The sequence below is a fragment of the Dyella soli genome, assembly GCF_054482295.1.
This window is the reverse complement of sequence record NZ_JBTFFU010000001.1, coordinates 1720898-1744086: the sequence shown is the minus strand read 5'-3', so window position 1 is coordinate 1744086 and position 23189 is coordinate 1720898. Positions and strand designations below refer to the sequence as shown.

The following is a 23189-nucleotide window of genomic DNA, read 5'->3' as shown; positions in this document are numbered from 1 at the left end:
TGGCTGGTGCGCCTCAGGGTGTTTCCGCGTCATCGGCCAATCGCGTCTGACTGAATTCGTAATTTCACCCGATCTTCGCCGGTCGGGTTTTTTTACGCCTGGAGGAAACGCTTAAAATTACGTTAAATGGCATGAAATTGCGTTTGCCGCCAATCAGTTGCGCGTGTTCTTTCGATCGCTCGAAAGATTTTCCTGCCGGGCGTTAGCCCCTTTCCCCTCACCGTTTGCTGGCTGCCTCCGGGCAGTCGGCTCACGCCAATTTCGCAACTTTCGGAACTGTCGATGATGAAACGAAACCACCTTTCCCTGGCGATCGCTGCCGTCTTCTGTCTGGCCGCCGGCGCCGCTTCCGCGCAGGATGCAGCCACCCAGGACGGCCAGCCCGCCGCCAACAAGGAAGCGGCGCAGCGCACCAGCGTGTCGAGCACCTCCAACACCACCACGTCCAACGACACCAAGCGCGTGCAGCAGCTGAACACGGTGACGGTGGAAGCGCAGAGCCTTTCGCTCGGTGGCGGCCTGATGTCGGTGCAGACGGCGCCCAAGGCGGTTTCAACCATCGGCCGCGATGCGATCGTGAAGGCTCCGCCGGGCAGCAACTTCACCCAGATGATCAGCAGCATCCCGGGCGTGAACTCGTCCACCGATGACGTGACCGGCCTGTCGGACGGCAACTATTCGATCCGCGGCTTCAGCTCCAGCGAAATCGGCATGACGGTGAACGGTGCGCCGATTACCGACTCAGGCAGCTATGCGGTGTTCGCCACCGAGTACGGCGACTCGGAGAACTACGGCGACATCACCGTGTTGCAGGGCATTCCCGACGTGGACATGCCCGACTCCGGCGCGGCCGGTGGCCACATCGCCTGGGCAACCATCGATCCCACGCATACCGCGGGCCTGGACGTCACCCAGTCGGTGGGTTCGCATGACTATCGCCGCACCTTCGTGCGCCTGAACACCGGCGACCTGGGTCCGGTGCGTTCGTGGCTGTCGTACTCGGACAACTCGGTCGACAAGTGGCGCGGCGCGGGTGACCTGAAGGTCACCAAGGTGGAAGGCAAGTCGCTGTGGACGATCGACGACAACAACTCCGTCAGCGCCTCGCTGCAGTACAACCGTGAAGTGCGCAACAACTACTTCAGCGTGGGCAAGGCCGACGTCGAGAAGCACGGCTATTTCTACGACTACGACACCACCTATACGCCGGGCGACAGCCAGTACTACCAGCTGCACACCAATCCGTTCCGCAACTACATGGCCAGCCTCGACGGCGAGTTCAAGCTGGCCGACACGCTGCGCCTGTCGGTCGTGCCGTACTTCCAGTTCGGCGACGGCGGCGGCGGCACGGGCAACTCGTTCTTCGCCGAGACCACCAACTCGACCTTGAACCAGTACGAATCGGCGCACCAGGATCTCAACCAGGATGGCCAGATCGTCACCGGGCCGAACGGCAAGAAGGCCCTGGTGTATGGCTTCAGCAGCAGCACGACGTATCGCCCCGGCGTGGTGGTGAAGTTCAACCAGGACCTGAGCCTCAACAACTCGCTCGAGTACGGCTTCTGGTACGAGCGCTCGCGCCAGCAGCAGAACGACGCGTTCAGCATGGCCAGCTGGGCCACCGGCGTGCCGAACAATATCTGGGGCGACTCCGATTTCGTGTTGTATCCCGATGGCCAGGTGCAGCGCGCCTACCAGGAATACACCACGACGGAGATCAAGAAGGGCTTCATCACCGACACCTGGACGCCGAACGACCAGTGGATGTTCAGCGCCGGCGCGGCGTACCTCCACGTGGACCGCGCCGGCTTCGCGTATGAGAACCCGGGCTCGGCCGGTGGCTTCGGCAAGGCCTTTGGCGACGCCGACCTGTCGGGCACCTACCACAAGGTGACGCCGACCCTCGGCGTGAAGTACTCGCCCAACGAGAACAACCAGTTCTACTACGGCCTCGGCGAGACCTTCCGCGCACCGCCCAATGGCGCCGTGTTCCTCAACCAGATCACCGGCACGGCGGCCAACAAGCCGGAGTCTGCATGGAACAACGACCTGGGCTATCGCTTCTACGGCGACCGCTTCTCGGTCAACACGATGATTTACCGCAGCAACTTCAACAACAAGACCATCTCGGCCAAGGACCAGCTCACCGGCGAGCCGGTGTACACCGAGATTGCCCGCGTGAAGCAGCAGGGCTTCAATGCCGAAGCGAGCTTCAACTTCACGCAGCAGCTGAAGCTCTACGGTTCGTACAGCTACACGCAGGCCACGGTGGAAAGCGACCTCAATGCCGGCAAGAACAAGGCAGGCATGTACGTGTACTACCCCACCGACGGCAAGCAGCTGTTCAACACGCCGCGCAACCTGGTGTACACGGCGCTGAGCTATGACAACGGCCCGCTGTGGATGAGCATCTATGGCAACTACCACAGCTCGATGTACGGCGATTTCATGAACACCGAGAAGGTGGGCGGCTACAGCACCTTTGGCGTCAATGCCGGCTACAACTTCTCCGACTGGGCCAGCTGGTTCCGCAAGCCCTACATCAAGTTCAACGTGGCCAACATCACTGACCACCACGCCTTCACCAACGCGAACAATGCGGGGGCCTTCCTCGCCAACAACAGCGCGGGCTACCTGGGTCCGGACGGCAAGCCGCTGGCGACGTCGGCTCCGTACTACTCGCTGCTGGAACCGCGGACTTTCATGGTGACGGTGGGCGCTTCGTTCTTCTGATCGCCTGTTACCACCCGTCCGATCGAAACCGGCGCCGCGAGGCGCCGGTTTTTTTGTGCCCGGGCGGAGTCTCCGGCCCGGTCAAGAGCTTGCGCCAGCTCGCGCCAGGTTCGTGCGGAATTGTGAGAAATTCGTCAAATCTTTACGAATTTGTAATATATTACGCCTACATTCGTCGTGATGGCTCAGGCCGGTGGCTTTCTCCGAGCGCCCCGAGCTCATCAAATAATCTAGGGGAATCAGCCGCTTAAGACGGTGGCGGAGAGGCATGGGATCTCTCTGTGCTGATCCCATGCCTTTTTTTGCGAATTTCTCAGGGATCGAATCTCGATGAACCACTCTTTGCGCACGAAACTCCTGCCGCTGGCTATCGCCACGTTGCTCGCCGCTTCGCCCGTGCTGGCGCAGGACACCTCCTCTTCGATCAGTGGCCGCGTGCTCGACGCGAACGGCCAGCCGGTTGCCGGCGCCACCGTGCAGATCGTGCACGAGCCGACCGGCACCACCAAGACCACCACCACCGATGCCAGCGGTCGTTACTCGGCCCAGGGCCTGCGCGTGGGCGGCCCGTTCGACGTGAAGGTCAACAAGGACGGCGTGAACACCGAGCAGGACAATGTCTACCTGCAGCTGGCCCAGGACACCGCCGTCAACCTGACGGTCGGCGCCTCCGCGGTGGCCGCGAAGGATCTTTCCGGCGTGACGGTGTCGGCGACCGCGCTGTCGCAGACCTTCACCCCGGACAACAAGGGTCTGTCGACCAACGTGTCGCGCCGTGAGCTCGACGCTACGCCGACGCCGGGTCGCTCGATCCAGAACGTCGTGCGCCTCGACCCGCGCATCACCATCACCGACCGCGCCCGTGGCGAAATCTCGGCCGTCGGCCAGAACAGCCGCTACAACAACGTCACCGTCGACTCGATCAGCGCGAACGACCCGTTCGGCCTGAACGCGAACGGCCTGCCGACGCTGGGCACGCCGATCTCGCAGGACACCATCGAGGAATACAACATCTCGACGGCGAACTATGACGTGGGTACGCGTCGCGGCCTGGGCGCGAACATCAACGCCGTCACCAAGAGCGGTACCAACGACTTCCACGGCTCGGTGTACTACGCGTTCCAGAACACCGACATGATCGGCAACAACGAGCTGGACAAGGAGTACGCCGGCTTCAGTCGCCAGTGGACCGGCGGCGCCACCGTGGGCGGCCCGATCATCAAGGACAAGCTGTTCTTCTTCGCTTCGGTGGAAAAGAGCGAGCAGGTCGGTTCGGGCAGCCCGTACGGTCCGCAGGACTCGGGCGCGGCCACGCCGATCAAGGGGCTGACCAACGCCCAGGTGCAGCAGGTGCGTGACATCGCCGCCAAGTACGGCCTGACCGACATCGGTTCGGTGGGTGGCGGCAATTCCAACCTGATCGACAAGCGCTACCTCGGCAAGATCGACTGGAACATCACCAACAACCATCGCGCGAGCCTGACCTACAGCGAGACGAAGGAAAACAAGCCGGTCATCACGGGCAGCACCACCAAGCTCGTGCTGTCCAGCGGCTGGTACAAGACCAACGTCGACAACAAGAGCTACGCGCTGCACTTCTACGATGACTGGTCCGACATCTTCTCGACGGACACCACGCTGTCGTACGCCGATTTCGCGCAGAACCGCGGTCCGTACAACGGCGTGGCGATGCCCGACATCACCGTTTACCCGGTGGCGTTCGGTGGCCCCGCGGTGGAGTTCGGTACCGAATTCTCCAGCCAGGCCAACGTGCTGAAGGTCAAGACCACCAATGCGGCCTGGGCCGGCACCCTTTATCTGGGCGACCACACGCTGAAGGGTGGCTTCGACTACGAAAAGGACAAGTACTACAACCTGTTCCTGCAGAACTACTTCGGTAGCTACATCTTCGAAGATGTCCCGGGTCCGAAGGGCACCACCGGCCTGGCCAACTTCGCCGCCGGCCAGTACTACCAGTACCGCTACAACCGCCCGGCCAACGGCCTGGCCCTGGACGACGTGGCGGCGCGCTACAACCTCAACCAGTGGGGCGTGTTCCTGCAGGATACCTGGCAGGTCACCAGCAACCTGTCGCTGCAGTACGGCGTGCGCGTCGACATCCCGCTGATGGACGACCAGCCGCTCTACAACGCCAAGTTCGCGGCGGCACCGGGCGTCAACCCGGCCACGGGTGCGGCGACGGGCGGCTTCGGTCGCACCAACCAGACCACCATCAACGGCAACCGCGTGGTGCAACCGCGCATGTCGTTCAACTATGCGTTCAACACCGAGCGCATGACGCAGCTGCGTGGTGGCGCGGGCCTGTTCGTGACCAACCAGCCGGGCGTGTGGCTGGGCAACATCTTCTCCAACTCGGGCATCACCCAGACCCAGTACAACTGCGGTCCGACCCAGGCCGCGCCCTGCAACGGCGCCAATGGCGTGCCGCTGCCCGCGTTCAGCCCGGATCCGCATGCCCAGAACAACGGTGCAGGCGGCGCCGGCCAGATGACGGTCAACACCATCTCGCCGGGCTGGAACATCCCCACCGCGTGGAAGTTCAGCCTGGGCGTCGATCGTGAGCTGCCCTGGTACGGCCTGATCGCCACGGCCGACTGGGAACACATCGACCAGCGCGATGCCATCTGGTTCCAGAACCTGAACCTGGGTGCGCCGACGTTCGTGACCCCGGATGGCCGCAACTCGTACTACAAGGTGCAGGGCCTGGATCCGACCGGCAAGGGCCAGTCCGTGCGCGCCAACGCCAACCCGGCCTTCTCGGGCCAGGTGATCAACCTTGCCAACACCAGCAAGGGCAGCGCCGACAGCATTGCGCTCTCGCTGCGCAAGCCGTTCTCGGAAGACTGGTCGGGCATGGTCGGCTTCACCTGGAGCCATGCGACCGAGGTGAACCCGGGCACGTCGTCGGTGGCGAACTCGAACTACAGCAACAACTACGTCTACAACTCGAACGAGAACGTGGCCAGCACGTCGAACTACTCGATTCCGCGTCGCGTGATTGCGTCGCTGAACTGGCAGCACCGCTTCTGGGGTGACTACAACAGCAGCGCCAGCATCTTCTTCGATGGCCATTCGGCGTCGCCGTACAGCTGGACGTTCGGCAATGACTCCAACGGTGACGGCTACACCAACGACCTGGTCTACATCCCGCGTCCGGGTGACGTCGAGTTCCGTCCGGGCACCAGCCAGGCGCTGATCGACTCGTTCTACGCGTACATCCAGAAGAACGACTACCTGAAGGACCACCAGGGTGAAGTGGCTCGCCGCAATGCGGACCGTGCCGGCTGGATCAACCAGATCGACCTGAGCTTCAGCCAGGAAGTGCCGGGCCTGTTCAAGGGCAACAAGGGCATCATCCGCCTGGACGTCTACAACTTCACGAACATGCTCAACAAGCATTGGGGCATCGAGAAGCGCGTGGCGTTCCCGGGCGGTCGTGCACTGGCCGACTACTACGGCATCGACACCAAGACGGGCAAGTACATCTACAACATCGACTGCGGCGGCAAGCCGTCGTGCACCAATTACACCCAGGGCAATGGCTACCAGCCGCTGCCGGTGCCGACGTACATCAACAACAACGACGACCTGGCCCAGCGCTGGTCGGTGCTGCTGACCCTGAAGTACACCTTCTAAGCGCATTTGCCTGCGAAGGTTTGAAGTCTGGCCGGCGTCCGCGAGGGCGCCGGCTTTTTATTGGGTGAACGGGGCGAGACCGGGCGACTTGACCCTGCCATGCCCGGCGCGGGAAGCTACACGGTCCGCCAAGTTCCGTACGGACGTACAAGCCGCGAGGGCGCGGCCAGGAGAATGTTTCGATGAACGACATCCAAGCCGGCAAGTCCGGTCGAGCCGCCACCGTCAGCGCGCGCATTTCGCCCGCCGGTGGCCTGGACATCCTGTCCCGCAACGAAGTCGCGCGCCTGCGCGACGCCAGTGGCTCGGGACTGCACGCCCTGCTGCGCCGCTGCGCGCTGGCGGTGCTGACCTCGGGCAGCATGAGCGACGACCCGCGCACCATCCTCGAGCAGTTCCCCGACTTCGACATCCAGGTACTGCAGCAGGACCGCGGCATCAAGATCGAGCTGACCCACGCGCCGGCCCAGGCGTTCGTCGACGGCCAGATCATCCGCGGCATCAACGAATTGCTGGTCGCCGTGGTGCGCGACATCGTCTACGTCTCCACGCAGATGGAGCAGGGCAACTTCGACCTCGACGACAGCGTGGGGTTGACCCACGTGGTGTTCGAGATCCTGCGCAATGCGCGCATCCTCAAGCCGCAGATCGATCCCAACCTGGTGGTGTGCTGGGGCGGCCATTCGATCTCGCGCGACGAGTACGAATACACCAAGCAGGTGGGCTACCAGCTCGGCCTGCGTGGCATGGACATCTGCACGGGTTGCGGCCCGGGCGCAATGAAGGGCCCGATGAAGGGCGCCACCATTGCCCACGCCAAACAGCGCCGTCGCAGCAACCGCTACATCGGCATCACCGAGCCGGGCATCATCGCGGCCGAGTCGCCGAACCCGATCGTCAATCACCTGGTGATCATGCCGGACATCGAGAAGCGCCTCGAGGCGTTCGTGCGCATGGGCCACGGCATCATCGTGTTCCCGGGCGGCGTCGGTACGGCCGAGGAAATCCTTTACCTGCTGGGCATCCTGCTGCACCCGGACAACGCCGGCACGCCGTTCCCGCTGATCCTCACCGGGCCGAAGCAGTCGGCGGCGTACTTCGAGCAGATTGACCGCTTCCTGCGCCTTACCCTGGGTGACAGCGTGGCCCAGCATTACCAGATCGTCGTCGACGATCCGGCCGCCGTGGCGCGCGCCATGGTTCGTGGCATCGACAAGGTGCGCAACCATCGGCTGGACAACAAGGACGCGTTCTTCTTCAACTGGGCGCTCAATATTCCGTATGCGTTCCAGTTGCCGTTCCGTCCGACCCATGAAGCGATGCGCGGGCTGGCCATCCATCGCGATCGCCCGCGCCATGAACTGGCGGCGGACTTGCGCCGCGCCTTTTCCGGCATCGTCGCGGGCAATGTGAAGGAAGAGGGCATGCGTGCCATCGACGAACATGGTCCGTTCGACATCGACGGCGACGGCGATGTCATGCGCGCCCTGGACGAGCTGCTCAAGGCGTTCGTCGTGCAGCACCGCATGAAGCTTCCGGGCGGTACGGCCTACGAGCCTTGCTACCGGGTGATCACGGACAAAGCGGTCCACTGAAGGCGTTTTCATGGCGCCAGACGTCTTGACAGCCCGGCGCTGGATATTCAAACTATCCAGCTCACCCCGCCCGAATAGCTCAGCTGGTTAGAGCACTTGACTGTTAATCAGGGGGTCGCTGGTTCGAGTCCAGCTTCGGGCGCCAAATAAGAGTTCCAAGACGTCTCATGCCGTCCTGAAACCGTAAAGAAACCCGCCATTTAGCGGGTTTTTTTATGCCCGCTCGTCCAGATTCGTCCAGCTCCGTCCCAGGACATCGCCACCTTTGGGTGAGTAACTTTGGGAGTAACATCGCCCCTACCCATGCAGCCCAGTACCTGGAAGAGCGCAAGCGCATGATGCAGGCGTGGGCGGACTATTTGGATGGATTGAGGGCTGGTGGGAAGGTTGTAGCCATTGGGAGAAAGGCCGGCTAGGCAGCGTCCAAATGGCGCAAACAGGCCCCACAAGGGGGCCTGCCTACTGCGGGCGCTATATCAATCGGAGAACAGCGGATTCAGCACCGTGACGTCAGCTCATCTCTAGTTTCAACGTGTCCGAAAATCGGAGCGACGTCAACGGCATCTGTGCTGGCGCAGTGGTTTGATCCTCCGTCCAGCTTCATCTACTCCGAATCACCGCCCGTGATCGCTACTTGATCTGCTTAACGAGGAGATGCCTGGCCGTCATTGACAATTTGGCGCAGCCATTTGAGCGTGTGCGGGTGACCAGTGATGCCAATGAGCCAGTAGCGACACGGCTGGAACAATTGCTGTGTCGAGTAGTGGTCAAATCCGCCGGCGACATCATTGCGTACGAAGAAGGCGTTTACGCCGCTCAAATTGCAGGAAACGAGCCGATATCCATGGGGCTCTAGAATGTCCACCCATGACTGCAGCGTGGCTCCGTAGTAATCATCGAAGGCCCATTGATGTTTCGGGTTGTATTTCATCACCAGTCGTGTGGGTGGAGGAAATTTTCCGTTGTACTCAACGCAAATGAGCTTTGGCTTTATCGTCTTCAGGGCGTCTTCGACAAGATAGGCGTCGTTTCCATCAGTATCGAACGAAAAGAAATCGATATCTTCCGTGCCTAAGAATTCACGAAATTCCTCAACTAGAGCCTGGCTGTTGTCCAGATTGATGAAAGCGTGACGCGCCAACAGACATGAATTATTAAGCGTGCCAAGTTCTTCTTCGATGTGCCGAATATGCGCGTCGTCGCCGTCGACCCAGCAACCTCGGTATCCGTCCAGAAGCAGCTGGTGAGTGTTGTTCTCCAGGCCATTGGCGCAACCTACTTCGATGAACGTCTTGCTGAGATCAGCGACATCAGCAATGCGCCGCAAGCACTCGCGGATGATGCCGTCCTCGTCACACTGTGAAAAGGAATTCCATCCGTACAGTGCTGGATTAGTCGGTGTTGTCGACCGGACATCACGGCGCCAGATCTCGATTTCTTCGATTGAGCTTTGCTTCACGCGCAATGGTCCTTGTAAAGGGGGATCGGCAGATCATGGGGCGATCTGGATCGATGATGCCATCACATTGCGCGGATGCGTAGGCCCTGCCTTGGGCTAGGCGGCAATATTGGTTGATTCCAAGGCTAGGTAGGCGTCGGGGAAGCTGAGTGCCAGCCAGGCACTGCCCAGCTATCATCGTAGCTTGCGCCATATCGATGGAAGCTCTGTGGGCTCGTTCCGACTTCTTCTTGCAATAGCGGTTTTAATTTCACATTCGGGCTATTGGTTCCATGGTGCAAGCCAGGGTGTCGTGGCTGTCGTTTCGTTTTTTGTCATAAGTGGCTACGTGACGACGGCTCTGATCGAGAAGCACTACAACGATATAGCCAAGACTCCAGCATTCTTACTCGACCGCGTAATGCGTCTCTTCCCACAGTACTTGTTTTATCTCGTCATCTGTATTGTTCTCATCTGGATGGGGAAGGGGGAAATCGCGCCATGGCTTAGCATTTCGCCACAGGCTGTGGCAATGAACGCCCTCATGGTCCCAACCAATTTCTACATGCTGAGCGACTGGGTTCAGCCGATGAACCCGCCGACCTGGACGCTTGGTCTCGAGTTCACGTTCTACATCCTGGCTCCGGCCCTGATCCTTTGGCGATTTCGGACTACGTCGTTTGTCCTTTCGTTCGTTGTCTTTCTTATGGCTTTTTATGGAGTCATAGACACAGACATGTACGGCTATCGCTTGATAGCCGGGACTCTGTTTATTTTCTTGTGCGGTAGCTTTATGCGGACATCCGCAACACGCACTCAGAGAATTCTTGTTGGCGCAGCATGGATTGCATCCTGGGGCCTTCTTGGAGCCATCGTCCTCACTTCCCGGTTCGATGCTCACTACAACATCGAGATGGTTGTTGGACTGATCATCGGCATACCGGCGGTCGCGTTGTTATCGAAGGTCCGGTATAGAAGGCTGGATGAAGTGTTTGGAAATATCAGCTATGGCGTGTACCTGAACCACTTTCCGATCCAATGGGCGCTAGCATTGTGCGGGTTGTGGACTGACGGGTGGCCTGCGCGAATTCTCCTGATTGTCTTAGCGTTTGGTGTGTCTTGGCTCACCTACACGTGTATAGAGCGACCAGTCATTCGTGCTCGCCACCGACTCCGTAGGCAGGCTCAGGTGGAGGTGTTGCCTGTGGTTGACGTCGAGGCATCCTAGCCAGTTCTTTAACCTTCAAGCCTGGGCTGGCCAGAAGTAGATGGAGGGGCGGCCATGCACACTTGAGGCGAGAGGGAGGGCATTTCCCTGTCTCCCGCGCTCGCGATTTCCCGGCTCACGGCGCGTGGCTGGGTTCGCACTGTTGCCGGGACTCAATCGCTGATCAGTCTCTACCTTCTGGCGATGTGGGCACTTGCGCAGTTTGGTCGCCCGTTTGATTAGCCCCCTCCCAGGCGTCAGCTGCCTTCGAGCGTGTCGCATACAGCTGTAGGTTGAAGACCGGTGCGTCCGTAGGAAAAGGCTGACGGCATGCAAAATGTGATAGAGCTGGCTTTGCGCGAGCTCTTGATCGCGGGGAGACGTCGGACCTCTTGCGGCCCCTATCCAGCGGCCTGCAACATGTGAGAGGCCAACTTGGACCGGGCCTCACTCTCTTCCGGTGGAATTGCGCGGCCGACCTCACGTCGTGGAGTCTGGCGAGGTGGAGTTGCGGAACTTGATTGGCAAGAACCTGTCGGTGACTCTGCACTCGCAACGAGACTGCCCTACCGAGGCACCATGCGTTCTCAAGCCTCCTAACCCATCAGCAAGGACGATCATTGATGAAAAAGCCCAAAACAATTGTGGTGGCCGTAACTCTCGTCATCTCATCGGCATCCGCCATGGCCATGGCGCAAGACGGACAATTCTTCATCAACGGCAATCTAGGACAATCCAATTTCAGCAATTCGCTCACCGGCGGCTGGGATAAGACCGATACGCAGGGTGCGCTTCGCCTGGGATACGCCTGGCATGGCGTGTGGGACTACGGCATAGAGGCTGGTTACGCCGATCTGGGGCAAGCGAGCCAGCGTGGCAGCTACAGTTACACCGACTTGAACGGCAAGACCCAGCAGGCCGCCTATCAGGGCTCATTTTCTGCTCGCGGATGGCTGCTGGGTGGCAACCTGAAATACAACTTCAACCCATCGTGGTACTTGTCAGCACGTGGTGGCTGGTTCCAACCCAGGACGACATCCAAGTATTCGTCTTCAGGCATTGCGCTTCGGCAGTCGCAAAACATCACCCAGGACTATTTCGGGCTTGGTGCGGGTTACAACGTTTCCAGATCGTGGAGCCTGGGCATCGGCTACGACTACTACGATCTTGGTCGTGACTTCGGACATGTCAACGCCTATTCCGCCACGGCGGAATTTCGGTTCTGACTTGCCGGCGTCCGTGTAGATGGCCATCGACGACAGCGTGAATTTGGACCTGATGGGCGAGGAAGACTGACATCACGCCGCCTCCCTGATGCCATGGAGAACACAATGGGTGATGTTTCGTCAATCAAGCTCGAAGGCAAGGACTGGCTGACGGAGCCGGAGGCAGCTTGCTACTGCGGCGTTAGCCTGCGCAAGTTCCAGACGGATGCGCCCCATCTTCCTATCAGGCCGCGCCGCTTCATGGGCAAGAAGCTCTACGAGAAGGCCGCGCTCTATGCGGCAATCTCTAACAGTCCTTTTTGGCATCAGGGCACGGAAATTCCAGCAGCGAGACCAGCAATGCCCATTTCGGGATTGTCACCCGATCTTGCCCGTCGGCTCCGACCCGAGCCGTTACGGCCATTCAAGCCGCGAAAGAAACAGACGTGATGGTCATGCGGCCTATCAATAGCCACTTGAAATCAATCTAGTTCGGCGTATTGTCTAGTTGTCGCCGCCAATTCGGCGACCAGGTTTGGCGACCTGAATTTCAGACGGCGCAACGGCGCCTAAGGCGCTTTTTTTGTGCCCGTTGCGCAGTACGCCCGTTTCTATGGTGGGCGTGTAGGGCAGCCTTCGGGCTGCCGGTATCCGTTTGAGCCGGTTCGCCAACCCTGCACGTCCGCCACCCTTGCCGCAAAGGTTGGGGTGGTCCATCCATCTGATCGCGCAGTCGGATCGAGCCAGCGTCCCTTCGCGATATCATGATCTCCTCGGCGCACTCGACCACCGAAGACGAAGCCCATGAGCCTAGAAAACGCGGACAACGTCGTCCTAAACGCCCCACCCATTAAAGACTTCCCTGACGATTATTTCGCTCAGCACGATGAAGATGTCCGAGTCTTGGTGAACCACTTTCCTTTGATGGGAATATCCACGCCCGAAGAAGCGTCAAGGCTGGTTGCGCTTGAGCTTGGCGCTGGGGTTGGCATGCACTCTGGACTGCTCAGCAGTCATTTCGGGCGCGTTCTCGCGACCGACATTTTCAAGTACACCGCTTTGCGCGGCGGCACTTTTGCCGCCCATGTGGCGGCAGAACATCAAAAGCACGGCTTTCCCTTCCATGCCGAGCGGATCGACTTCATCACATCTAGCGCGATGGACCTAATCCTGCGCGATAACCTGGCCGACATTGGCATCTCGATCAACACCTTCGAGCACATCCCTGATCCCGGTGCCGCTCTCAATGAACTCCTGAGATGCGTAAAGCCTGGTGGCTACCTCTACATCCAGTTCGATCCGATCTGGACGGCGGATACCGGGTCACACTTCCTGAACTATGTGCCCGAGCCATGGGGACACTTGGTCTATTCCCAAGCGGAGTTCGTTGCAAAAATGCGCGCCGCTGGCGCAGAGGAATACGAGGTTGCCAGCTTCACCGATGGCATCAATAAGCGGCGCTATGCTTACTTCCAGCAGATCCTCAGCGACGGCGAGTCCAAAAAACGGTTCATCGTAGTGAGCAAGACGCTGCCCGAACACTGGTGGGGCGTGGTTGACCCCAGCCATACGAGTCATCCCTTCATGCGGAAGGCGCTCGACCTTGGATATACCGAGCAAGAGCTGATGACTCGCGGCATGCGCTGGGTGCTTCGCGTTTCCTAGCCTGCAGCGGTGGTCGTGCCCGAGGCGCTGTAGCTAGATGAGAACGCCCGTTGCACCGCCTAGCACAATGGCCATGTGGTTTCCTTTGAGCCTGACTGTTGGGCTGCGTTATAAGAGAGCTCAATGCCCGTACGGGTTCTTGGTGCCTTCCTTACCCGTATAGGGATTCACGTTCCCCTTGGTCGACCAGTTGTTCAGCTTCGTTTGGTCGGGAGCCGTGCGGTAGTGAGCTGGAACGTAGGTGCCGGTCTTCGTCGTATGGCCACTGACATGGACGGGCGACGAAGTATGGCCGCTGCTATGGCTGCCCCTAGCCAGGGTGGCGGTCGGCAACACAAACGCCGCCAAGACCAGCCCAGCCAGTACTGAGAGCGTGGCGATCCGCTTCATGAGTTTTCCCCTGTGAGTGATATGCACCTTGAGTGCTGCCCGAATATAGGGCTATAGGGGAGCCTGATCCTTACCACCTGCGGCGTAGTCCCCCGAGCTATCTGACGTCATAAAAGGAAGTCCACCCCACCCCGGCCTTCCAGGCAGATCCTGCCGATCGGTCACCAAGGCCAAAACGGGAGTACTTGGCCCTTTTGTGAGTAACTTTGAGAGTAACTTTTGCTCGGAAACCTGAAGACTGGCTAAATCGCTTGATTTGTGAGTCCAGCTTCGGCGCCATATTCGACAAGGCCTTGCAGCGATGCAGGGCCTTGTTTTTTTTGTCTCCGTGGCGGGCGACCACGGTCTCAGCCGCCGTGGGCGCAGCGCTCGGCCTGTTCGGCGGTGGCGGTGGCGCTGCGAACGCGACCGGAATTGGCCACGACGACCCCCAGCGCACCGTCGGCGCGACCTTGCCGGCACAGCGTGAAGGTGACGGTGCTGCCGCCGGCGCTTCCGTCCGCCTGGAAGCGGACGTTGCGGCGGCCGGCGGTACTCAGGATGGTCAGTCGGGCATAGCCCCCGCTTGCGCGTGAAGGCGGCCCATCGAGCTGGTCGGTGCGACCGCTGCGGTAGTGCCCGGATAGCCAGCCGTCCTCCCAGTTCAGGCCATCGACGCAATGCTCCCCGTCGCGGGAAGGGCAGAGCATGGCCCGACGGCCGCTGTGGGCGGCCAGTGCGCGCGCATGCCCGAGGGCGGCCAGCAGATCCGACTGCGCGGCCTGCAGCTGGTTGCGGCTCAGCAGCTGGCCCAGCGCCGGCGCGGCCATGCAGCTGAGAGCAAGTACGATGGCGGCGCACACGATCTGCTCGATCAGGGTGAAGCCGTCCTGGCCTCGTCGATGCTTCATGCGCCACTCCCTGCGCCATCCGAACGCGCAGGCTAATCCGGCGATCGGGTGGCGGCAGTCGTCGCTGCACGCGCCGCATGTCCCAGCCTGCTGACACGCGCTGTCAGCAGGGCCGATTTAAAATGCCGTCAGGCACCCGCATGTGACCGTCATGACCGAGCGTTTCGAACTCGTTTCCCCCTACAGCCCATCGGGCGACCAGCCTGAGGCCATCCGCAAGCTCGCCGAGGGTTTCGAGTCCGGCCTGGCGGCCCAGACCCTGCTTGGCGTCACCGGCTCGGGCAAGACCTACACCATCGCCAACGTGATCCAGCAGGTGCAGCGCCCGACCATCGTGATGGCGCCGAACAAGACCCTGGCGGCGCAGCTGTATGGCGAGTTCAAGGAGTTCTTCCCGCACAACGCGGTGGAATACTTCGTCAGCTACTACGACTACTACCAGCCGGAAGCCTACGTCGTGGCGTCGGACACCTTCATCGAGAAGGATGCGTCCATCAACGAGCACATCGAGCAGATGCGCCTGGCCGCGACCAAGGCGCTGCTGTCGCGCAAGGACTCCATCATCGTGGCCACCGTGTCGGCGATCTATGGCCTGGGCGATCCGGAAGACTATCTCTCGCTGCGTCTGATCCTGGCCAAGGGCGAGCGGATCGACCAGCGCGCCCTGATCCATCAGCTAACCGAGCTGCAGTACACGCGCAACGACATGGAACTCAAGCGCGGCACGTATCGCGCGCGCGGCGAGGTCATCGACGTGTTTCCCGCCGAGTCGGAAACCGAGGCGCTGCGCATCGAATTGTTCGACGGCGAAGTGGAGAGCATGTCGCTGTTCGATCCGTTGACCGGCGAAACCATCCGCAAGGTGCCGCGCTACACGGTGTATCCGCGCACGCACTATGCGAGCACGCGCGAGAGCGTGCTCAATGCCATCGAGACCGTGAAGGTCGAGCTGAAGGAACGGCTGGAGCAGCTGTACAAGGACAACAAGCTGGTCGAGGCGCAGCGCCTGGACCAGCGCACGCGCTTCGACATCGAGATGATGGCCGAGGTGGGCTACTGCCAGGGCATCGAGAACTACTCACGCCACCTGACGCGTCGGGGTCCGGGCGAACCGCCGCCGACGCTGTTCGACTACCTGCCGGCCGATGCGCTGCTGGTGGTGGACGAATCGCATGTCACCATTCCGCAGCTGGGCGCCATGTACAAGGGCGACCGCTCGCGCAAGGAGACGCTGGTGGAGTTCGGTTTCCGCCTGCCGTCGGCGATGGACAACCGGCCGCTGCGCTTCGAGGAATGGGAGCGTCGCGCGCCGCGCTCGATCTACGTCTCGGCCACGCCCCGCGAGTACGAATTGCAGAAGTCCGGCGACGCCATCGTCGAACTGGTGGTGCGCCCGACCGGCCTGGTCGACCCCGAGGTCGAAGTGCGCCCGGTGCGCACGCAGGTCGACGACCTGCTGGGTGAAGTGCACAAGCGCGTCGCCATGGGCGACCGCGTGCTGGTGACGACGCTGACCAAGCGCATGGCCGAGAATCTCACCGAGTATCTGAATGAGCACGGGGTCAAGGTGCGCTACCTGCATTCGGATATCGAGACGGTGGAGCGCGTCGAAATCATCCGCGACTTGCGCCTGGGCGAGTTCGACGTGCTGGTGGGCATCAACCTGCTGCGCGAGGGCCTGGATATGCCCGAGGTGTCGCTGGTGGCGATCCTCGATGCCGACAAGGAAGGCTTCCTGCGCTCCACGGGTTCGCTGATCCAGACCATCGGCCGCGCCGCGCGCAATCTGCGCGGCAAGGCGATCCTCTACGCCGACAACATCACCCGCTCGATGAAGGCGGCCATGGACGAGACGGCCCGCCGCCGCGAAAAGCAGGAGGCTTACAACGTGGCGCACGGCATCACGCCACAGTCGGTGGTGCGACGCATCGCCGACATCATGGAGGGCGCGCGCAGCGAAGGGGCGTCGCGTGGCCGCGGCGGCCGTGGCGAGCGCCGTGCCGTGGCGGAGAAGGGCGCCGAGTACGCCGGACTCAGCGCCGATCAGGCTTCGGTCATGATCAAGAAGCTGGAGGCGCAGATGTACAAGCACGCCGAGAACCTGGAGTTCGAGGAAGCCGCCCGCCTGCGCGACCAGATCCACCAACTACGCGAGCAGGCCCTGCGTTGAACCCGGTGTGGCGGGGATGGTTGTCGACCGGCGCCTGCTCACGTATACTGCGCGGCTCGCGCGGTACGCCGTGCGAGATTCGGGCGGTTAGCTCAGCGGTAGAGCACTACCTTGACATGGTAGGGGTCACAAGTTCGATCCTTGTACCGCCCACCAATTCGTAACCCGTTGATCGAGCGGGGCAAAAGGGAGGCCCGACGGGGTCTCCTTTTTTGTTTCTGGCCTAGAGAACGTTCACAAAATAAGCCCCTCGTTCACAGCATGCAATGGGCACAGAGTGAACGGAGATAGGGCATGCACATGCTTCAGTGTGCATGGGTGGGCCTAAGTGGCTGTCCCTCTTGGAAAGAACCCTACCTAGTGAAGGTAGGAGCACATGTGCCATGTGCCCTTCGGCTGCGCCTCAGCTCTACCGCTGAGCTAACCGCCTACCTCTTGTCCCGAATTGCCCGGAATCCTCTGAGGGGTAGAGCGGGGGTTACAGCCCTGATCCCTGAGCGTTCTAGCTTGCTTCGCAAGACCCTCACGCTCCTGACTCCGCCGGTTCTGTCCTTCCGTGGGAAGTCTCTCAGGCGGTTCCTCCATCAGGGAGACATCAACGATACAGTGGCCATCGAAGGACAGCGCACGGACGGCGGCACCTTGTCACTCGGCTTCGAGGCTGAGGGCAGGGCTATATCCGCTACAGGGTTAGCCACGTCGATAAGAAGCTCTCGCTTGGCGAACCTGAAGAACCGAGATAAGAAGGCAAGCTGAGTCCTGACAGTGGATGACTTCACCCTCTTCAGGCGGTCCAGCTTGAAGTCATTGACTATCTGAGGAGTGATCTCATGGAGAGCCTGAGGGAAGGCTTCCGAGAGCTGCTTGATGATCACCAGAGCGTGGTCATAGCTCCCTTTGCCCCTGAGCTTCGACTCCCTGTAGGCCATGCCTAGGGTGTAGACGGTGTGCGTCCTGTGCTGCTTGGTGGCTGCTTCTTGCTCGGCTGCCCATGACCTGGCTTCAGCTTCTGTGGGGAAGGTCTTAGACTTCGCGGCCTGACCCTTGATGCGTACTTGTACGTTCCAACTGCCACTAGGAAGAGAGCGGACATTTGCCATGTTGTGAACTCCTGAGGTGTGCACGGGAGTTCTCTAGAGGCCAAGTCCAACCTAAGATCATGGAAAATAAGGGTTTTCTTGACATCGTAGGGGTCACAAGTTTGATCCTTGTACCGCCCACCAATACCGATGAAACGGCGCGGGCCTCGGGCCCGCGCCGTTTCTTTTTGCGCGAAGGGAGCAGTCAATGACCTACCTGTGGATCAAGAGTTTTCATCTGCTGTTCGTCATGGCCTGGATGGCCACGGTGTTCTACCTGCCGCGGATCCTGGTGAATATCGCCGAGGCCGGCGACGAGCCGGCAGTGCGCGCAAGGCTGGTACTGATGGGGCGCCGCCTTTACCGCTTCGGGCATCACATGTTCGGCATGGCGTTCCTGTTCGGCCTGACCCTGTGGCAGGGCTGGCGGGTGTTTCCTGCGCTGTTGCCAAACGTAGTGGCCTCGATGCACTGGATCGATGCCAAATTGAGCCTCGTCGCGCTGCTGTTGGCCTATTTCATCTGGGCCGGTCGCCTGCTCGGGCGCGGCGGGCAGGGTGTGGCGCCGCCCTCGTCAAAGACCCTACGCCTCATCAACGAACTGCCGGTGCTGGTGTTGCTGGGCGTGATTTTCCTGGTGATCGCCAAGCCGTTCTGAGCGGGAGATCGTGAAGGGTGGCGGGCGAGTGTCTCGCCCGCGTTTCCCGCGCCACGGCACTCACCGGTCGAAATACTCCCGATACCACGCCACGAAGCGCGCTACGCCGTCTTCGATGGAGGTATGCGGTGCGTAACCGACGTCGCGCCGCAGCGCGGAGACGTCGGCCCAGGTGTCGGGCACGTCGCCAGGCTGCATCGGCAGCAGGCGCTTCTCCACGGTGCGGCCCAGGTGCTGCTCCATCAGCTCGATGAAGCGCAGCAACTGCACCGGCTGGTCGTTGCCGATGTTGTAGACCCGATAGGGTGCGCTGGATGTGCCGGGGTTGGGATGCAGCGCGTCGTACGCCGGGTCCGGCAGGGCGACATGGTCGAGCGTGCGGATCACGCCTTCGACGATGTCGTCGACGTAAGTGAAGTCGCGGCTGTGGTTGCCGTAGTTGAATACGTCGATCGGTTCGCCACGGCTGATGCGGTCCGCGAACAGCATCGGCGACATGTCGGGTCGGCCCCATGGCCCGTAGACGGTGAAGAAGCGCAGGCCGGTGGTGGGCAGCTCGTAAAGATGGCTGTACGTATGCGCCATCAGCTCGTTGGCCTTCTTGCTGGCGGCGTACAGGCTCACCGGGTGATCGACCGCGTCCTGGATGCCGAACGGCAGCTTGCGGTTGGCACCATAGACCGAACTGGACGAGGCGTAGACCAGGTGTTCCACCTTGCCGTGCCGGCAGGCTTCCAGGATGTTGACGAAGCCGACCAGGTTGCTCTGCACATAGGCCTGCGGGTTCTTCAGCGAATAGCGGACGCCGGCCTGGGCGGCGAGGTTGACCACGCGCTGTGGCCTGAACGTCCCGAAGGCGCCGTTCACGGCGTCCGCATCGGCGAGGTCGGCGCGCAGGTGGGTGTAGTTCGGGTGCCGGGCGAAGCGCGCCAGGCGGGCTTCCTTCAACGCCGGATCGTAGTAGTCGTTATGGTTGTCGATGCCATAGACCTCGTCGCCGCGTGACAGCAGGCGTTCGGCCAGCGCGGCGCCGACAAAGCCGGCCGTGCCGGTCACGAGAATGCGCATGGGGGAATCTCCGGGGACGGTCCGGCCATTTTATCGCTCCCGCGCGGGATGGCACGGCGCGGCGGACGCTGAATTGACAGCGCACTCTGGGCTAAACTAGCGTTCTGCTACAAACCCTCGGAGACAAGGTGGCTCGCGCGAATGCGCCGGTCGAGCGTGTGACATGGCAACTACGACCTTCCAACGCTGATTTCGCCACGCCTTGTCTTGCAGGAAGGGCGCATGGCGCTCTTTTTTTTGGGCTTTATTCGCGCCCGCCCCGGGTGGGCAGGGCAATACCGGCCAGCCACGGCCGGACTCTTCACTAAAGAGCACGCTCCGGCTGGAGTGTGCACACAGGTACGGACATGATTGAGATCACGCTACCCGACGGCAGCAAACGCCCCTTTGAGCACCCGGTGACGGTGCAGGATGTCGCTGCCTCCATTGGCGCGGGCCTGGCCAAGGCCACGCTGGCGGGCAAGGTGGACGGCAAGCTGGTGGATGCCAGCTTTTCGATCGACCGCAATGCCAGCCTTGAGATCGTCACTGAAAAGAGCCCGGAGGCGCTGGAAATCCTGCGCCACTCCACCGCCCACCTGCTGGCGCAGGCCGTGCAGCGCCTGTATCCCGGCGCGCAGGTCACCATCGGCCCGGTCATCGACAACGGCTTCTACTACGACTTTGCCTACGAGCGCCCGTTCACGCCCGACGATCTGGTGAAGATCGAGGCGGAGATGGAAAAGATCGTCAAGGAAGGCCTGCCGGTAACGCGCAGCGTGAAGTCGCGCGACGAAGCGGTCAGTTTCTTCCGCGGCCTGGGCGAGGAATACAAGGCCGAAATCATCCAGGGTATTCCCTCCAACGAGGAGCTCTCGCTCTATTCGCAGGGCGAGTTCACCGACCTGTGCCGCGGCCCGCACGTGCCCAACACGGGCAAGCTGCGCGCGTTCAAGTTGATGAAGGTCGCCGGCGCCTATTGGCGCGGCGATTCCAACAACGCGATGCTCACGCGCATCTACGGCACCGCCTGGCTCAGCGACAAGGACCTCAAGGCCCACCTGCACCAGCTGGAAGAGGCCGAGAAGCGCGACCATCGCAAGATCGGCAAGGCGCTCGACCTGTTCCACCAGCAGGAAGAAGGTCCGGGCATGGTGTTCTGGCACCCGAACGGCTGGGCCATCTGGCAGCAGGTGGAGCAGCACATGCGCCGCGTGTACCGCAGCAGCGGCTACCAGGAAGTGCGTTGCCCGCAGGTGCTGGACGTGTCGCTGTGGAAGAAGTCCGGCCACTGGGACAACTATCAGGAAAACATGTTCTTCACCGAGTCGGAGAAGCACACGTTCGCCCTGAAACCGATGAATTGCCCGGGCCACGTGCAGATCTTCAACACCAGCCTGCACAGCTACCGTGAACTGCCGGTGCGTTACGGCGAGTTCGGTGCCTGCCATCGCAACGAGCCTTCGGGCGCGCTGCACGGCATCATGCGCGTGCGCGCCTTCACGCAGGACGACGGCCACATTTTCTGCACCGAGGCGCAGATCGAATCCGAAGTGACGGCGTTCCACCAGCAGGCCATGAAGGTCTACGGCGACTTCGGTTTCGAGGACATCGGGCTGAAAATCGCGCTGCGCCCGGACAAGCGCATCGGCAGCGACGACGTGTGGGATCGCGCCGAGAACGCCCTGCGCGCCGCGCTCGCTGCGGCCGGCGTGAAGTGGGAAGAATTGCCGGGTGAGGGCGCCTTCTACGGCCCCAAGATCGAGTACCACATGAAGGACTCCATCGGCCGTGCCTGGCAGGTCGGCACCATGCAGGTGGACTTCATGATGCCCGAGCGCCTGGGTGCCGAATACGTCGACGAGAATTCACAGCGCCGTCACCCGGTGATGTTGCATCGTGCCATTGTCGGCTCCATGGAGCGTTTCATCGGCATCCTGATCGAGCACCACGCCGGGTTGTTGCCGGCCTGGCTGGCGCCGATCCAGGCTGCCGTGTTCAGCATCACCGACGCCCAGGCCGACTATGTCCGCGAAGTGACGCAAACCCTTGTCGATAAAGGTTTCCGCGTGCAGGCCGATTTGCGCAATGAGAAGGTCGGCTATAAAATCCGCGAACATACGTTGCAGAAAGTCCCTTACCTGCTGGTGGTCGGAGATCGCGAGAAGGAATCAGGGGCCGTTTCCGTGCGTACGCGTTCGGGCGAGGACCTCGGCAGCATGCCGCTGGCCGCGTTTATCGAACGCCTGGAAGCCGAAACCCGCCGCTAAGCGCGCGGGACGGCACTTTTAAGAACTCTTCTGGAGGATTGTGGTATCGCTACCACCGACACAAAGGGCAATCGCCGTAACCTTGAGATCCGTGTCCCGCGCGTACGCGTGATCGGCGCAGATTCCGAACAGCTCGGCATCCTTACCCGCGACGAGGCGCTGGCCTTGGCACAGGAAGCGGGCATGGATCTGGTCGAGATCCAGCCAAACGGCGACCCACCGGTCTGCCGCATCATGGATTACGGCAAGTTCAAGTTCGAAGCCCAGAAGAAGGCCCAGGCGGCCAAAAAGAAGCAAAAGCAGGTTGAAATCAAGGAAGTGAAGTTCCGTCCGGTCACGGACGTGGGCGACTACCAGATCAAGCTGCGCAACATGCTTCGCTTCCTCGAGGAAGGCGACAAGGTCAAGGTCACCATCCGCTTCCGCGGCCGCGAAATGTCCCACCAGGACCTCGGCCAGAACCTGGCCAAGAAGATCCAGGAAGACGTGGGCGAGAACGGCGTGGTGGAGTCTTTCCCCCGCCTGGAAGGCCGTCAGATGGTCATGATGATCGGCCCCAAGAAGAAGCAGTAATCGAAAGAGCGGCCTGAGGGCCGCTTTTTTCTTCTGCGGCCGCCGAAGCTCCGAGCCGAAGCCGGCTTTTCCCTCTCCCCTCCGGGGAGAGGGCAGGGTGAGGGGCGGGTGCTCGCGGTAACCTCTCCAACCCTTCTTTCCGGTGTGAGCCGGAATGGCGTTGCGGGCGGCCATGTACTGAGGCTAGGCCGGCCCCTCACCCCAACCCTCTCCCCGCAGGGGGGAGGGAGTTGGACTGCGGCAAGCATCAAGGCTGGCAAATCCCCCCATCCCTCCGTATAATCGCCGGTTCGACCCATACGGACGGGTCGTGAACCGATCGTGGCAGGACGGAAAGCGTGGCCCAGCGGGTCACCGCCAGATCAGTCAGAAACCGGGGTCCCAATCCCCACTCAAGGAGCATTCCGATGCCCAAGATCAAGACCAACCGGGCGGCCGCGAAGCGTTTTCGCAAGACCGCATCGGGCAAGTTCAAGGCCGGTCACGCCTTCAAGTCGCACATCCTGACCAAGAAGTCGACCAAGCGTAAGCGCGGTCTCCGTGCCACCAACCACGTCAAGGCTTGCGACACCAAGGGTGTAGCACGCATGTTGCCGTACTTGTAAGGCGAGG

The 23189-nt window shown here is 61.3% G+C and carries 17 protein-coding genes and 2 tRNA genes; 14 read left to right on the top strand and 5 right to left on the bottom strand.

The genetic code is table 11. From position 1 onward, the window contains the following. Window positions 1–285: 285 nt before the first annotated feature. From ACXU4B_RS08075 to ACXU4B_RS08060, 4 genes are all read left to right on the top strand, one after another. Window positions 286–2733, top strand: a complete 2448-nt coding sequence (locus tag ACXU4B_RS08075) for a TonB-dependent receptor (RefSeq protein WP_131410453.1) — start codon at window positions 286–288, stop codon at window positions 2731–2733. Window positions 2734–3063: 330 nt separating this feature from the next. Further along, complete coding sequence (locus ACXU4B_RS08070) at window positions 3064–6390, top strand: TonB-dependent receptor (protein WP_131409414.1); 3327 nt, start codon at window positions 3064–3066, stop codon at window positions 6388–6390. A 182-nt stretch (window positions 6391–6572) separates the two neighbouring features. Continuing rightward, window positions 6573–7985 carry a nucleotide 5'-monophosphate nucleosidase PpnN gene (ppnN, locus tag ACXU4B_RS08065; RefSeq protein WP_131409412.1) on the top strand — a complete coding sequence of 471 codons (1413 nt, stop codon included), beginning with the start codon at window positions 6573–6575 and terminating at the stop codon, window positions 7983–7985. A 68-nt stretch (window positions 7986–8053) separates the two neighbouring features. Beyond that, window positions 8054–8130: transfer RNA gene (locus ACXU4B_RS08060), tRNA-Asn, on the top strand. Window positions 8131–8628: 498 nt separating this feature from the next. Here ACXU4B_RS08060 and ACXU4B_RS08055 read toward each other — a convergent pair. Beyond that, window positions 8629–9444 carry a hypothetical protein gene (locus ACXU4B_RS08055; RefSeq protein ID WP_131409411.1) on the bottom strand — a complete coding sequence of 272 codons (816 nt, stop codon included), beginning with the start codon at window positions 9442–9444 and terminating at the stop codon, window positions 8629–8631. 208 nt (window positions 9445–9652) lie between these two features. Here ACXU4B_RS08055 and ACXU4B_RS08050 point away from each other — a divergent pair, with 208 nt between their 5' ends. The 4 genes from ACXU4B_RS08050 (at window position 9653) to ACXU4B_RS08035 (ending at window position 13500) form a co-directional block, all read left to right on the top strand. Further along, on the top strand, window positions 9653–10651 hold the full coding sequence (locus tag ACXU4B_RS08050) for an acyltransferase family protein (protein WP_165583165.1): 999 nt from the start codon (window positions 9653–9655) through the stop codon (window positions 10649–10651). Between the two features lie 602 nt (window positions 10652–11253). Further along, window positions 11254–11856 carry an outer membrane protein gene (locus ACXU4B_RS08045; RefSeq protein WP_131409407.1) on the top strand — a complete coding sequence of 201 codons (603 nt, stop codon included), beginning with the start codon at window positions 11254–11256 and terminating at the stop codon, window positions 11854–11856. Window positions 11857–11961: 105 nt separating this feature from the next. Next, on the top strand, window positions 11962–12285 hold the full coding sequence (locus ACXU4B_RS08040) for a hypothetical protein (RefSeq protein WP_131409405.1): 324 nt from the start codon (window positions 11962–11964) through the stop codon (window positions 12283–12285). A gap of 354 nt (window positions 12286–12639) precedes the next feature. Then, on the top strand, window positions 12640–13500 hold the full coding sequence (locus ACXU4B_RS08035) for a class I SAM-dependent methyltransferase (protein WP_131409403.1): 861 nt from the start codon (window positions 12640–12642) through the stop codon (window positions 13498–13500). 120 nt (window positions 13501–13620) lie between these two features. Here ACXU4B_RS08035 and ACXU4B_RS08030 read toward each other — a convergent pair whose 3' ends face one another. Both ACXU4B_RS08030 and ACXU4B_RS08025 read right to left on the bottom strand, forming a co-directional pair. After that, window positions 13621–13890, bottom strand: a complete 270-nt coding sequence (locus tag ACXU4B_RS08030; RefSeq protein ID WP_131409401.1) for a hypothetical protein — start codon at window positions 13888–13890, stop codon at window positions 13621–13623. Window positions 13891–14237: 347 nt separating this feature from the next. After that, window positions 14238–14780: a GspH/FimT family pseudopilin gene (locus ACXU4B_RS08025; RefSeq protein ID WP_131409399.1), complete on the bottom strand. Its 543-nt coding sequence runs from the start codon at window positions 14778–14780 to the stop codon at window positions 14238–14240. A 151-nt stretch (window positions 14781–14931) separates the two neighbouring features. Here ACXU4B_RS08025 and uvrB point away from each other — a divergent pair, with 151 nt between their 5' ends. Both uvrB and ACXU4B_RS08015 read left to right on the top strand, forming a co-directional pair. After that, entirely contained in the window at window positions 14932–16950 is a 2019-nt protein-coding gene (gene uvrB / locus ACXU4B_RS08020) for an excinuclease ABC subunit UvrB (RefSeq protein WP_131409397.1), read from the top strand. Between the two features lie 81 nt (window positions 16951–17031). Further along, window positions 17032–17106, top strand: a tRNA-Val gene (locus tag ACXU4B_RS08015). 428 nt (window positions 17107–17534) lie between these two features. On the opposite strand, the gene ACXU4B_RS08010 is transcribed toward ACXU4B_RS08015, so the two are convergent. Then, the gene (locus ACXU4B_RS08010; protein ID WP_205746538.1) at window positions 17535–18050 is read right to left on the bottom strand and encodes a hypothetical protein; all 516 of its coding nucleotides are present in this window, start codon (window positions 18048–18050) and stop codon (window positions 17535–17537) included. Window positions 18051–18237: 187 nt separating this feature from the next. Between ACXU4B_RS08010 and ACXU4B_RS08005 the strand changes: the two genes are divergently transcribed. Continuing rightward, window positions 18238–18687 carry a CopD family protein gene (locus ACXU4B_RS08005; protein ID WP_131409395.1) on the top strand — a complete coding sequence of 150 codons (450 nt, stop codon included), beginning with the start codon at window positions 18238–18240 and terminating at the stop codon, window positions 18685–18687. A gap of 60 nt (window positions 18688–18747) precedes the next feature. Here the strand turns inward: ACXU4B_RS08005 and ACXU4B_RS08000 are convergent, their stop codons facing one another. Next, on the bottom strand, window positions 18748–19755 hold the full coding sequence (locus ACXU4B_RS08000) for an NAD-dependent epimerase (protein WP_131409393.1): 1008 nt from the start codon (window positions 19753–19755) through the stop codon (window positions 18748–18750). A gap of 347 nt (window positions 19756–20102) precedes the next feature. Here ACXU4B_RS08000 and thrS point away from each other — a divergent pair, with 347 nt between their 5' ends. The 3 genes from thrS (at window position 20103) to rpmI (ending at window position 23182) form a co-directional block, all read left to right on the top strand. Beyond that, window positions 20103–22004, top strand: a complete 1902-nt coding sequence (gene thrS, locus ACXU4B_RS07995; protein WP_131409391.1) for a threonine--tRNA ligase — start codon at window positions 20103–20105, stop codon at window positions 22002–22004. 45 nt (window positions 22005–22049) lie between these two features. Next, a complete protein-coding gene (infC, locus tag ACXU4B_RS07990; RefSeq protein ID WP_338069387.1) occupies window positions 22050–22577 on the top strand; it encodes a translation initiation factor IF-3 in 528 nt (175 codons plus the stop codon). 407 nt (window positions 22578–22984) lie between these two features. Further along, window positions 22985–23182, top strand: a complete 198-nt coding sequence (rpmI, locus tag ACXU4B_RS07985; RefSeq protein ID WP_038615747.1) for a 50S ribosomal protein L35 — start codon at window positions 22985–22987, stop codon at window positions 23180–23182. The last annotated feature ends 7 nt before the right edge of the window (window positions 23183–23189 follow it).